This is a genomic window from Gayadomonas joobiniege G7, from assembly GCF_000300815.1.
GTDB lineage: Bacteria > Pseudomonadota > Gammaproteobacteria > Enterobacterales > Alteromonadaceae > Catenovulum > Catenovulum joobiniege.
The window spans coordinates 606,301-618,891 of record NZ_AMRX01000001.1 but is presented as its reverse complement, the minus strand read 5'-3'; the positions used below and the strand labels follow the sequence as shown (position 1 = coordinate 618,891).

Annotated in this window: 12 protein-coding genes; 5 read left to right on the top strand and 7 right to left on the bottom strand. The window is 42.7% G+C overall.

What is annotated here, in order from left to right:
• Positions 1 to 47: 47 nt before the first annotated feature.
• The 5 genes from C727_RS0103010 to C727_RS0102990 are packed head-to-tail and all read left to right on the top strand — an operon-like array spanning position 48 to position 6,721.
• Entirely contained in the window at positions 48 to 1,202 is a 1,155-nt protein-coding gene (locus tag C727_RS0103010; protein ID WP_017444151.1) for an efflux RND transporter periplasmic adaptor subunit, read from the top strand.
• Positions 1,203 to 1,207: 5 nt separating this feature from the next.
• The gene (locus C727_RS0103005; protein WP_017444150.1) at positions 1,208 to 4,336 is read left to right on the top strand and encodes an efflux RND transporter permease subunit; all 3,129 of its coding nucleotides are present in this window, start codon (positions 1,208 to 1,210) and stop codon (positions 4,334 to 4,336) included.
• Complete coding sequence (locus C727_RS0103000; RefSeq protein WP_017444149.1) at positions 4,329 to 5,717, top strand: efflux transporter outer membrane subunit; 1,389 nt, start codon at positions 4,329 to 4,331, stop codon at positions 5,715 to 5,717. Before C727_RS0103005 ends, C727_RS0103000 begins: the two co-directional genes overlap by 8 nt.
• 60 nt (positions 5,718 to 5,777) lie before the next feature.
• Positions 5,778 to 6,170, top strand: coding sequence for a hypothetical protein (locus C727_RS0102995; protein ID WP_017444148.1), 393 nt, complete (start codon positions 5,778 to 5,780; stop codon positions 6,168 to 6,170).
• Positions 6,171 to 6,220: 50 nt separating this feature from the next.
• Positions 6,221 to 6,721: a DUF3016 domain-containing protein gene (locus C727_RS0102990; protein ID WP_017444147.1), complete on the top strand. Its 501-nt coding sequence runs from the start codon at positions 6,221 to 6,223 to the stop codon at positions 6,719 to 6,721.
• A gap of 16 nt (positions 6,722 to 6,737) precedes the next feature.
• Here C727_RS0102990 and C727_RS0102985 read toward each other — a convergent pair whose 3' ends face one another.
• The 7 genes from C727_RS0102985 to C727_RS0102955 form a co-directional block, all read right to left on the bottom strand.
• Positions 6,738 to 7,064, bottom strand: coding sequence for a hypothetical protein (locus C727_RS0102985; RefSeq protein ID WP_017444146.1), 327 nt, complete (start codon positions 7,062 to 7,064; stop codon positions 6,738 to 6,740).
• Entirely contained in the window at positions 7,057 to 7,707 is a 651-nt protein-coding gene (locus tag C727_RS0102980) for a hypothetical protein (protein ID WP_017444145.1), read from the bottom strand. Before C727_RS0102980 ends, C727_RS0102985 begins: the two co-directional genes overlap by 8 nt.
• 33 nt (positions 7,708 to 7,740) lie before the next feature.
• Entirely contained in the window at positions 7,741 to 8,427 is a 687-nt protein-coding gene (locus C727_RS0102975) for a PspA/IM30 family protein (protein ID WP_017444144.1), read from the bottom strand.
• Between the two features lie 14 nt (positions 8,428 to 8,441).
• Positions 8,442 to 8,855, bottom strand: coding sequence for a YjfI family protein (locus C727_RS0102970; protein WP_017444143.1), 414 nt, complete (start codon positions 8,853 to 8,855; stop codon positions 8,442 to 8,444).
• A 90-nt stretch (positions 8,856 to 8,945) separates the two neighbouring features.
• Complete coding sequence (locus C727_RS17850; RefSeq protein WP_017444142.1) at positions 8,946 to 10,658, bottom strand: polyamine aminopropyltransferase; 1,713 nt, start codon at positions 10,656 to 10,658, stop codon at positions 8,946 to 8,948.
• A gap of 8 nt (positions 10,659 to 10,666) precedes the next feature.
• Positions 10,667 to 11,569 carry a DUF350 domain-containing protein gene (locus tag C727_RS0102960; RefSeq protein WP_017444141.1) on the bottom strand — a complete coding sequence of 301 codons (903 nt, stop codon included), beginning with the start codon at positions 11,567 to 11,569 and terminating at the stop codon, positions 10,667 to 10,669.
• Positions 11,570 to 11,590: 21 nt separating this feature from the next.
• Positions 11,591 to 12,571, bottom strand: coding sequence for a hypothetical protein (locus C727_RS0102955; RefSeq protein WP_026052526.1), 981 nt, complete (start codon positions 12,569 to 12,571; stop codon positions 11,591 to 11,593).
• Positions 12,572 to 12,591 lie beyond the last annotated feature (20 nt).

The following is a 12,591-nucleotide window of genomic DNA, read 5'->3' as shown; positions in this document are numbered from 1 at the left end:
ATTAATTTTATTTATTGTATTAAAAATACAATTATTGGGGTTTTAGCATGAAAAAAACATTTAGGACGCTTTTTTTAGCTTTGTCCGTCAGCAGTTTAATGGCCGCCTGCAGCGATGGATCGGCTCAAGATGAGCAAGCACAACAACAGCAAAGACCACCACAAGCGGTAGATGTGGTTGAACTAAAAACCGAAGACCTTGTATTTAACCAAGAGTTGCCCGGCCGTGCAGTTGCAAAAGCGGTTGCTCAAGTTCGTCCACAAGTATCAGGTATTATTACTAAGCGTCACTTTACTGAAGGCAGCCAGGTTGAAGCTGGCCAAACCTTATACCAAATTGATGACACGCTGTATAAAGCAGACGTTAATACCGCTAAAGCACAAGTTCGCAGTATTCAAGTTCAATTAGAAAACGCTGAGCGCGATTTAAAACGATACAAAAACCTAATACAAAGCAAAGCCGTTAGTCAGCAACAATTAGATCAAACGCAGGCCAGTGTTGATGGTTTCAAAGCTCAGTTAGCCGTTGCTAAAGCCCAGTTAGAAAGTGCTGAAAAGCAATTAGAGTTTAGCAAAGTACTGGCGCCTATCAGCGGCCAGATTAGTAAATCTAGTGTCACTGAAGGGGCTTTGGTCAGCGCGGGACAAAGTCAAGTCTTAGCCACCATCACTCAGCTCAACCCTATCTATTTTGATGCTGTGATCCCAAGCAAAACCATGCAAGACATCAAAAGTCGTTTTAAATCAGGCGAGTTACAACAAAGTGGCCAAAAAGCCAAATTAATTCTTAATGATCAGACGGTTGCCAGCGACGGTGAAATTTTATTTAGTGAAGTTCAAGTGAGTAGTTTAGCAGATACGTTGACGGTTAGAGCCGAATTTGCGAACAAAGAGCAAGTGATTTTACCCGGCATGTTTGCCCGTGTCAGTTTAGATTTTGGAATTCGTAAAAACTCTATTTTGTTACCACAAAAAGCAGTCATGTTTACCCCTACAGGCGAAGCCAGTGTTTTTACTGTAAACAATGAGAATAAGGTGGCCCCTAAAGTGGTGCAACTAGACCGTGCAATGGGTCAAAACTGGCTGGTAAAAAGTGGTTTACAAGCGGGTGATAAAGTCATGGTGACAGGTTTACAAAAAGTTCAGCCACAAATGCAAGTTAACCCAAACGTTGTTGACCTGAATGGGCAAAAAGGACAATAAAAGCTATGGCTAAGAGTTTTATAGAACGCCCAGTACTCGCCTGGGTAATGGCAATTTTAATTATGCTGGGCGGCGCTTTGTCGATCACCGGCTTGCCAATTTCTCAGTATCCCAATGTTGCGCCACCCAGTGTAACGATTTCTGCAAACTATCCAGGTGCCGCAGCTAAAGTGGTTGAAGATACTGTAGTGCAGGTGATCGAGCAAAAACTAACAGGTATTGACGGTGTGCAGTACATATCTTCGACCAGTGATTCGTCTGGTAATGCCTCTATCACACTAACTTTTAATTCGGGCACAGACCCAGATATTGCTCAGGTTCAAGTGCAGAATAAACTACAAACAGCGATGCCTTTGTTGCCTTCCCAGGTTCAACAAAACGGTATTCAAGTGACTAAATCATCTTCTGGTTTTTTGATGGTTGTTGGTTTTTATTCTGAAGATGGTCGCTTTAGCCGAATCGATATCTCTGACTATATTGCCAGTAATGTGCAAGACCAAATCAGCCGCGTTAATGGCGTTGGTCAAATCAACTTTTTTGGTTCTCAGTATGCGATGCGGGTCTGGTTAAACCCCATTAAAATGAATCAATATCAAGTCACGACCAGCGAAATTATAGCTGCAATCCGAACCCAGAATGCACAAATCGCGGCTGGTGAGTTGGGTGGCATGCCAGCCGTTGAAGGCCAACAAATCAGTGCCAGCATTATTGTGCAAACCGGCTTAAATACGCCGCAAGAGTTTTCCAATATCATAATAAAAACCCAGCCTGATGGAGCGACCGTGCGAGTGGGTGATATTGCTCGGGTAGAACTCGGTGGAGAAAACTACCAAATTACGGGTGAATATAATGATATGCCGGCCGCAGGTTTAGGGATCTCACTCGCTTCCGGTGCTAACGCACTAGAAACAGCGGCGGCTGTACGAGAAAAAATTGCCGAGTTAGAACCTTTTTTTCCAGCCGGCATAAAAACAGTTTATCCATATGATACGACACCCTTTGTTAAGCTATCGATTGAAGGGGTCGTACAAACCTTAATCGAAGCCATTATTTTGGTGTTCTTGGTGATGTATTTATTTTTACAAAACTTTAGAGCAACCATCATTCCAACCATTGCAGTGCCCGTGGTGTTGTTAGGTACTTTTGGCATTATTTGGGCTTGTGGTTTTTCAATTAATACATTGACCATGTTTGGTATGGTATTGGCGATAGGTTTGCTGGTTGATGATGCTATCGTAGTTGTTGAAAATGTTGAGCGTGTCATGCATGAAGAGGGGCTTTCCCCGCGTGAGGCAACTCGTAAATCTATGCAACAGATCACTGGGGCACTGATTGGCATTGCTATGGTGTTATCAGCTGTTTTTGTGCCTATGGCGTTTTTCGGTGGCTCTACTGGGGTTATTTACCGTCAGTTCTCGATCACTATTGTTTCATCCATGGTATTGTCAGTGATCGTTGCATTGACCCTAACCCCTGCCCTTTGTGCCACGCTGCTTAAACCAGTGACCAATGAAGATAAACCGTCACGTGGCTTTTTTGCTTGGTTTAATCGTGTTTTTGATAGCTTAACAAAAGGTTATCAGGGGCGCTTAAATGGTATTTTAAAACGCACCATTCGCATGCTGCTATTATATCTTGCACTAGTGGGTGTGTTAGCATTTTTATTTACCCGTCTACCAACTTCATTTTTACCGGATGAAGACCAGGGCATTATGTTTACCCAAATGACCCTACCACAAGGGGCCAGCCAAGAACGCAGCTCAGAAGTAATGGAAGGCATAGAAAGCTTTTATTTAGAGCAGGAAAAAGCCAACGTAGAGTCTGTCTTTTCGGTTATCGGCTTTAGCTTTAGCGGTCGTGGTCAAAATAACGGTATCGTATTCGTACGGTTAAAAGATTGGGACGTGCGGACTGAACCGGAGCAACATGTTCAAGCACTTGCAGGGCGAGCTATGGGTTACTTTATGCAAATTAAAGAAGCTATGGTATTTGCTTTTGTGCCACCTGCAATTAGTGAACTCGGCAACGCTTCAGGTTTTGATTTTCAATTGCAGGATTTGGGCGGCCAAGGGCATGACAAGCTAATGCAGGCGCGTAATCAGCTATTAGGCATGGCTTCACAAGATCCTCGTTTAGCCGGTGTACGACCCAATGGCCAAAATGATGTTGCTCAATTTAAAATTGATATTGATCAACAAAAAGCCTTAGCGTTAGGTGTTTCTGTCAGCACGATTAACGAAACCATTAACACAGCTTGGGCATCTACTTATGTCAATGACTTTGTCGATGGTAGCCGTGTCAAACGAGTTTATGTGCAAGCGGATGCAAAATACCGCATGATGCCGGAAGACCTTGATCATTGGTATGTTAAAAACAATCAGGGTGAAATGGTGCCTATGAGTGCTTTTGCAAGCGGTCGCTGGATTTATGGTTCGCCGCGACTTGAGCGTTACAATGGGTTTTCATCTACTCAAATCATGGGGCAAGCCGCACCAGGGCTCAGTTCTGGTGATGCGATGCTGGCAATGACCGAATTAGCCGCAAAATTACCTGCAGGCTATGGGTTTGAATGGTCAGGTATTTCACGCCAAGAAAAAGAGTCTGGCGATCAAGCACCCTTTTTATATGCACTTTCTATTTTAGTGGTCTTTTTATGCTTAGCAGCTTTATACGAAAGTTGGAGTGTGCCTTTTGCTGTTATGATGGTGGTTCCCCTTGGTGTATTAGGCGCTGTAAGTTTTGCATTAGGTCGCGGCTTGTCTAACGACGTGTATTTTCAGGTTGGTTTATTAACGACAATCGGCCTTTCAGCTAAAAATGCTATTTTGATTGTCGAGTTTGCTAAAGCTTTACATGAAAAAGGCATGGGTGTTATTGAAGCAGCGATAGAAGCGGCAAGACTACGTCTACGCCCTATTATTATGACCTCAATGGCCTTTATGTTAGGGGTTACGCCGTTAGTCTTATCGTCTGGTGCTGGTTCTGGTAGCCAAAATGCAATAGGTACTGGGGTATTTGGGGGCATGTTCTCTGCAACCTTTTTAGCCATCTATTTTGTCCCTGTATTTTTTGTTGTGGTGTTTAAAATTATTGAGCGAAAAAAGAACCAAAGAGTGGAGAATGACGATGAATAAATTAAAACCTATTCTTGTTGCCTTATCTGCCGCTGGTTTGGCCGCTTGCTCTTTAGCACCGGACTACCAACGTCCTAGCAGCGTATTAGAAGATTCGGTCAGTGAGCAAATGGTTGTTAATATACCTGATTGGCAAGCGGTCTATACTGACCCTTTGCTGCAAAAGCTGATTGAACAAGCGCTGACCAATAACCGTGATATTCAAATTGCGCAGCTTCAGGTTGCGCAATTAAAACAAGCGTATCAAATAGAAGAAAGTGCTGATTGGCCAAAAGTCGCGGCTCAAGCCCAAACTATTCGTCAGCGTGTCGCACAGGATATTTCGAGTACTGGTAATGCTTATTACGGTACAACTCATCAGGTTAATGCGGTTTTAACTGCGTATGAAATTGACTTTTTTGGCCGACTCGACAATTTGCAAAACGCGGCATTAGCTGAATATTTGTCGAGCCAGGCGGCACAGGCAACCGTGCAGCAAAATGTGGTCGCCCTGGTTGCTAATGCCTACTTTAACCTGATCCAATTGAACAACTACTTGTCATTGCAAGAAGCCCTTACAGAAAGCCAGCAAACCAGTTATCAGATATACCAGAGCTTGGCCGAACAAGGGGTAGTTTCTGAAACTGATTTGTTGGTGATACGCAGCCAGATGCAAACGTCCAAGCGGCAATTATTTGTCGCCCAAGATTTGGCCAACCAAGCATATTGGCAACTGAATAAATTGCTGGCATTGCCAAAAGATAATCAACTTTTACAACAGGTGCGGCAACAAAAGCTCAGCACAGATCAGATGACTGCGCTGCCAAAAAACTTGCCGTCTGAATTGCTCCGAAATCGGCCAGATATTTATGCCGCAGAGCAAGATATGCTCGCGGCAAATGCAAATATTGGGGTGGCGAGAGCCGCGTTTTACCCATCGATTACCTTAACCTCGAGCATAGGGTTTGCAAGCACAGACTTAGATAACTTGTTCGAGTCTGAGTCTCATCGCTGGTCGTTTAGTCCGCAATTAAATCTGCCGATTTTTAATGCGGGGCAATTAGATGCTCAACTTGAAATTGCACGTTTACAAAAAGACTCATCGGTCGTCAAGTACCAACAAACGGTGGAAGCGGCATTTACAGAGTTTTACACCAGTTTAGAAACACAGAGACTTATACAGCAGCAACTTGAGTCTCAGCAAGCACTTACTAACGATAGCCTTCAGCAGGTAAAATTAAGCCAACAAAGACTCGCTCAAGGCGTTGAAAGCGAATTAGATTATCAGGTTCAATACCGGGTTTATTTAACGCAGCAACAAGCCTTACTGCAAGATCAGCTTAATTATTTGTTAAATCAAGTGACCCTATTTAAAACCATTGGGGGCCCAATATCTGTTTGACAAAGATAACGAATCAGCGAACACTATGCGACTGAAAATATTTTATATTAAGTGGCTTGAATGAAAGCTGTTCGTTATCTTCATAAAGCACCGGTACGTGTGATCCGAATGAATCGCCGTGCCAGCCGCTTGCGTTTGCGCCGCTCTATGCTGGCGCTAAAACGTGCGCTTGCTCAAGAGCGCGATGAAACCAAAGAAATGTTAGACATTTATTATCGCTACACTAGAGGTCATTCAAACAAAGAAGAATTAAAAATTGCGCACCGCCAATTTTTAGATGTTTTGCGTGGTCTTGGTTTAGGCGTGTTTGCAATTCTTCCTTTTGCCCCTATTACCATTCCTTTAATCGTTAAGTTGGGCCGTTTAGTCGGTGTTGAAGTGATGCCGAGTGCTTTTGTTGATAACAAATTGAAACAAAAAGTCTTCCCGCCAAATGAACCAAAAGATAGCTAAATCGTCTATATTGTTATCATGGTCGTTAATTTTTTTGCCGGAGATTGTTAATGCAAGCACAAAAATATCTACTCACAGCTATAACATGTATTCTGAGCTGGCAAGTGACCGCTGGCAATAGTGAAATAAAATGGGTTGAACCGGAAAAATATACAGATATTAAAGCGCCCGACTCATATACCCGAAAGGGCTATCAAGAATACGTATTTAGCAGTTTTGAACGCTATTTAGAACAGGCGAGTCGAAAATACCTACCAGATGATCAAACCATTAAACTGACAGTGACTGAGCTTGATTTAGCCGGCTGGGTACGCCCCTTTGGCAACAGCCTAGAATATCTTAGAGTCATTGAAGATGGTTTTATCCCCCGGATTAAATTTGATTATAAAATCATAGACGAGCAAGGCGCTGTGATCGATCAGGGTTCGGCCAACCTTAAAAATATGGCCATGTCAGAGGATGTGATAGTTCCCCCTGGATTGGACGACTTTAAACATGAATTTGCAATGATAAAACACTGGTTTAGAGATCGCCAAAAGAACCAAAAATAAAGCTTAATAACGCACTTTAAGTGCTGTTTTCAGTTGCGTGTTTAATCAACTCTTGCATCACACGCTTTTTGATATCCAGTTGTTGCTCGGCAGGAATACCATATTTTTCTGCCAATAACTGGTAATCATCGGCTGACAATGAGACTGTTAATCGGGGACGTTTTGGCCTTCTTGATAAGGGTAAATCCAATATTCGTCTTATTTGTTCACTAGGACCTAATCCTGCGTCTAGTGCTTCTTTACGAATGACATATTGAAGCTTTTCATCCATGTCAAAAGCGACTTGAACGGCTTTAATCGCTTTATGACTACTGGCCCATTTTTGCTTATCACTTTTATTCATCTAACTCCCCAGGCAATAAGTCGATTATGTCGTGCATAGGGCGGTGCAAGGTTAACAACACATCTGTCTCCCCATCTTGCCAAACCTCTAGCTCGACCGAATAGGCCTCATCGGCACTGGTTAAACAAAAATAGTCGAGTGGCAAACTGTTTTCATCTTCTTCTGCCGGTGGCTTCCCGGGCCGAAAATCCTGATTATAAAAATATCCACGCTCGCCCCAAGCAACTTGAAAATAAAGCGCGCTTAACCAGTTGGTAAAAGCTTCAGGTTCAGCTTTAAGCTCTAACTCAGTTTTGCTATCCGTTTCAAAAATATCTGCAAAACTTTCCATTTCAAAAATTTGCTCTACTTCGGCACGATTAATTTTTTGCGAAATATTTAATCTTTCTTCATCATCGGAGCTGTAGCTAAGATACACCTGTTTATCTGTCTGACCCAATAATACGTATTCAACACTGGTGTAATGCTCAAACTGATAAGTGTTCACTTTGCTTATTTCAAAGCTGGCTTGGCGTAATAGTTTAGGCAGTGCAAATGAATCCGAAAAAACCACCACGTCTTGGACTCGCAGGTCTTTGACATGAGACAACTGACGCATTTTTTTCCCTTTTTCACGCCCTAAAAGTTTATCGATAAAATTCATTTTACACTCCCTAATTTAAACCATCTCAAACAACTATTGTTTGGCTTTAATACGCGCTAAAACAGAACTGGCCGAACTATGTTCTTCACCGATACCTGCAGCTTTTAATTTAGCTTCAAGCGCGCCATCACCTTGCTCTGCCTGCAGCTGCTCAGCGGCTTGCATGCGATCTTGATAATTTTGCTGCTTTGCTTTAATACGTTCAAGTGATTCTTTTGCGTTGAGCAATTTACTATTACCCGAAACAAAGTTATCGGTAATCGCCGCTGTAGCTTTATGCACACTGTCGGTCGTTTTAACAACAGACAACTGGCGACGAAAATCAGCAACTTGGCGCTCTGACTTTTTAATTAAATCTTTTAACCGACTTACATTGGCATTTAAACTCTCCAAAGTTTGCTGCTGAGTACTGAACTCAGTTTCCAGGCTCGCGATTTTTTCAGCAATCTCTAACGCCAACGACTCATCACCTTTATCAAGCGCTTGGCTTGCATACCCTTCATGCGTCTCAATTTCTTCTTTTAAACGGCTGACTTCACGGCTGGTTTGCATTTGTTTAGCCATAACCTCGGTTAAATCACGCTTGGCTTTAGTCAGGTGATTTTCTGCGTCTCGGATCTCTTGCTCAAAAATCCTCGTTGCATTCGCATCAACTATGCTTTCACCGACTTCAGTGGCACCACCCCGGATGGCAGTAAAAATTTTCTTAAAAATACTCATTTGCTGCTCCTGATTTAAATTAAATACTCACTAAAGTCATCGATAACGTCTATTGAGTTATCGCTTAATACTGCCAGCTCATGCTCTATTTCTGACAAGCTTGAAGTAATAGCTAAGGCACCAAAAATGGCGTATTTATCGCCAATCTTGGCGAATGAAGATAGCGGCATCGGCATATTCATTTCTAACATCACTTCCATCATTTCAGCGCGACGCTCAGTACGTACTTCATCTTCACCCCAAAGGTAGGTAATACACAAAATTTGATCGTCCGTCACTGAAACAAAGATAGGTAGTTCTTCACGCCCTTCCAGGGTAATTTGCAATACCTCTACGTCACCGGCAATTGGCTGGCAATCAAAATAATGGCCAGTGACTGACGACTCTCCTAAGTCGTTTAAGTACTGCGCTATCGAATGTATGTTCATTGCTATCCTCGGTAATGTGTTTTTGATATAGACATATTATGTCTTGGTTAAAAATACCACTGCGACATAAAATGTCAACACCAGTTATAATTAATTTGTTTCTGGCAAAATCATGATACCCCGCTGCTGTCTCCACGCAAGGTCATGATAGTTAAATAAAACCTGACTACCTAGTCGATTAATCTTAACCTTATCTTGGTTGCTATAAAAGCTTTTTGAAAACGCAAAACTGGCGAACATCAGCTCTGGCGTTAACCAGTTTAAAGTGGTTGGTAATTCAGCCTGTTGCAAACGGTCACTCGGTGCTTGCCCTTGACGGGTCGCTAGACTCCAGCCCCACTGACCAAAACTAGGTACATTTTGCTGATACTGCTCAACTTGAGTAAAACCAGCGGCAGCTAAGGTTTTACCAATTGAAATAAACGCATTGCGGGCATGAAACGGTGAAGTCGACTGGACCACTATAGTACCGTCTGCCGACAATACTTGTTTAAGCCGTGCGTAAAAATAGTCTGTATACAGCTTATTTAAATCAGGATGATTCGGATCTGGCAAATCTACTATGATAACGTCAAAGTATTTTTGTTCGGCCACCAATTGATCAACATAGTTAAAAGCATCCGCAATATGTATCGTTAACCTTGTATCAGATAATGCATCCTGAGTAAGTTTATTAATTTGTGCTGCCAGACGTGGCGACAAATATTGGCTGGGATCTTTAAACAAAGCGATCATTTGCTTATCGAGTTCGACCAGCTCTACTTCTTTAACTGGCCATTTAAAAATTTCTCGCAAAGCCAAACCATCCCCTCCGCCAATCACTAAAACTTTTTGCTGGCGAGCACTGGCTGCCATGGCGGGATGCACTAAACTTTCATGGTAAATTTGTTCATCAGCCGAAGAAAATTGCAACCGTCCATTCAGATAGAGGTTAAGTACTGTATCTTGGTTATTTAAATGTCGTTCGCTTATAACAATTTGCTGATAACGGGTTTGCTGCTGAAATACGACTTTGTCACTGTATAACATATCGGTAAAGGTGTGCATCCAATGGTTGCCATACAGAGCTAAAAATAAGACCAGTAAGCCGCTCAAAACTTGCATGCTTAAGAGCGCAACTGGGCGCTTAATCTGCCGCCAGAAAGTAATTAAAATAAGGCAGCCAGCTGCTAAGTTAAGGGTTGCAGTATAAACAGCAGCTTGATTGACATCTAACGACATCATCCAGCTTATCCAAATAGCAGCCCCAGCCCCAGCACCCAAATAGTCTGCGCCATAAATTGTGCCCGCATTATGTGTAAGATGCTTTTGGTACAGGGTCTCGCGCACCCGTGCAATTAACGGAATTTCGATGCCTATTAAAAAACCCAAAAATGCAGCCGCAACATACGGCAAAAAGCGGGCGGCCTGATACAAGGCATCAACCAGACCTCCAGATGGCAACACATCAGCGGGTAAATTAAACGTACTGCTCAACAAACGTGGCAATTCGAAGCTGACTGCAATCGCGCCAGCAATGAGCAAAATACTGCTGGCACCGGTTAAGCCCAAAACTAACTCTAACCAAGCAAAACCGCTAAATGCATCTTTAATACGGCGGGCTGCAAAAGAGCCTAACCCCATAAAAACTATCATTAAGCCGATAGTGGTATAAATCGCATGCTCGACAGCACCTAAAACACGTCCGGCATAATGTGAGAGCAAATATTCGTATAACAAACCACAAGCGGCCAATACCGCCATGATCCCGATTAATAACGCATCGGTTAATGCTAATGACCAGCCGTGACGCGGTGTTATCATTTTTTAATTTAAGCCATTAAAGCCGACATGATCAGAGCAATTGCAACAATGACCGCAAACTCAACCGCAGCAACACCAATATTATCCTGTTGGTCGACTTCAACCGAGGTATCTACCCCCATTAAAATAATACGGCGAGCGACTTTATTTAATAAAAATATAAGTAGTGTCATGACAATAGAAATCACTAACCAGCCAACTAAATTTACAATAATCGCGGTGGGTTGATAAATTAAAAAATAACTCGCCGCTTTTAACGCTAATGCTGTGGCAACCATATGTCCAGCATGGCGAATGGCTAATGCAATTTGCCCATCTTTTAGTGCTTGTTGGAATGACGCATCCTGATTGTGACGTGCATAATGGTTTTCGCGCATTCTAGTCACCACTAGAAGCACAGTTTGTGAAACAGCAAAACCACTGACAACGGCAATTAAGGTATAAATATCTAACCCCTCGGCCCACAATAACACAGCTCGAATAACAATCGCGGTTGACACAACTGCCGCTGCATCAACAATAGCCACCGCCATATTTTCATTGCGAATGTACTCAGCTTTATTAATTTGATTGAGCGACAATTTGTCATGGATGAAACGGCCTACTTTAATCATTAATAAACCAACCAGGCCATAACTAATAACCCCTATTGCTTCGGTAACATAGCTGTTGGCCGACTCCCCGGTAACCGCACCAGTTAACACTATGCCCATTGCCAAAATACTGCCCGCCATGCTAATACCAAACGCAAAATTATCTTTTTGCGATAGTTCAGTCGTCGTATTTACACTCGCCCAAAAACCAGACAACAAGCGCATTGCCGAAAGCAAAATAATTGCTATTACCAGATCTATGGCTAAGATAGCCACCAACTCGGGTTGGATATATGTAAGCAAATCAAAATTATTCATTGTAGGTTCCTATCCCGTTATTTATTTACCACCAAAACCGCCACTACGAAAACCACTTGAACTACTTCTAAAACTTGAGGTAGACGAAGGTTTTTTAGCTGAACTCGATGTATTTTTTGTTGCATATTGGCTTTTAAACTGAGTTTTTTGTTTTTGGGCAGTGCGGCTGGCTGATGAGATTTGTGCTGCACCGGTGCGATTTTTTGCGTAAGCACTGGTGAAAGTACCGCCACGATAATTCTTTTTGGCTTTTTGCTCAATCTGATTTTGCTGACGCACTGTTTTAGGAGACGAATAACGGTAGCGGCCATAATCATGATAATAACTATAATTTCGGCCTCGCGCCCAATCGCCATAATAAACTCGACCGCGCCGACCACCAATGGCATCAGTAATATTTGAAATAAGCGCGTACATGCCATACCACTCCCAAAACGACATACCTGATGAATCCGTTGACCATTGACCATACGCTGGATTACCAATCAGTTGGCTACCCGCTCCGTAATTTTCGGCCTGATTAGACTGCAAGCTGGCCGCTTGGCTAATAGAGTTAACACGTGGCAAGAGGCCACCACTCAAGTCAGCTAGTACATTGAGCGGATCGGATAGCGCATCATTGTAAAGCTCTCGGCTGGCTGCTTGATAAATATTTTCTAACTCAACCAAGCGCTCTTGCGAGCTAGAAAACGCTTGAGGTTGTGATTTGGCTGTTTGCAAGCGATCTTTTAGGTTTAAAAACATAGGGCCACTGGTGCCCGCATCTTTTGCTAATTCTTGCACTAATACCCTTTGTTCAGGCATTTTTTCACTGAGCTGACGAGCATATTCTTTGATCAGATTTGCATTTCGGATTTGTCCTGCCTCTAATCCTTGTGCTAACTTTTCCATTTGAAGTTCAGCAAAATTTAGCTGATTTTCTATTTTAGCCTTCATTGGATCGCCACAAGCGACCAGAGTGAAGATAAATAACACAACCCAGAAGGGTTTAGTGATACGCATGATTTTGCAATCCTCTGCTC

Excerpts from the sequence above, each read along its gene's own strand:
- C727_RS0102970 (WP_017444143.1), bottom strand. The coding sequence starts at position 8,855 with ATGAACATACATTCGATAGCGCAGTACTTAAACGACTTAGGAGAGTCG.
- C727_RS0102975 (WP_017444144.1), bottom strand. The coding sequence starts at position 8,427 with ATGAGTATTTTTAAGAAAATTTTTACTGCCATCCGGGGTGGTGCCACT.
- C727_RS17850 (WP_017444142.1), bottom strand. The coding sequence starts at position 10,658 with ATGATAACACCGCGTCACGGCTGGTCATTAGCATTAACCGATGCGTTA.
- C727_RS0102980 (WP_017444145.1), bottom strand. The coding sequence starts at position 7,707 with ATGAATTTTATCGATAAACTTTTAGGGCGTGAAAAAGGGAAAAAAATG.
- C727_RS0102990 (WP_017444147.1), top strand. The coding sequence starts at position 6,221 with ATGCAAGCACAAAAATATCTACTCACAGCTATAACATGTATTCTGAGC.
- C727_RS0103010 (WP_017444151.1), top strand. The coding sequence starts at position 48 with ATGAAAAAAACATTTAGGACGCTTTTTTTAGCTTTGTCCGTCAGCAGT.
- C727_RS0103000 (WP_017444149.1), top strand. The coding sequence starts at position 4,329 with ATGAATAAATTAAAACCTATTCTTGTTGCCTTATCTGCCGCTGGTTTG.
- C727_RS0102995 (WP_017444148.1), top strand. The coding sequence starts at position 5,778 with ATGAAAGCTGTTCGTTATCTTCATAAAGCACCGGTACGTGTGATCCGA.
- C727_RS0102955 (WP_026052526.1), bottom strand. The coding sequence starts at position 12,571 with ATGCGTATCACTAAACCCTTCTGGGTTGTGTTATTTATCTTCACTCTG.
- C727_RS0103005 (WP_017444150.1), top strand. The coding sequence starts at position 1,208 with ATGGCTAAGAGTTTTATAGAACGCCCAGTACTCGCCTGGGTAATGGCA.
- C727_RS0102960 (WP_017444141.1), bottom strand. The coding sequence starts at position 11,569 with ATGAATAATTTTGATTTGCTTACATATATCCAACCCGAGTTGGTGGCT.
- C727_RS0102985 (WP_017444146.1), bottom strand. The coding sequence starts at position 7,064 with ATGAATAAAAGTGATAAGCAAAAATGGGCCAGTAGTCATAAAGCGATT.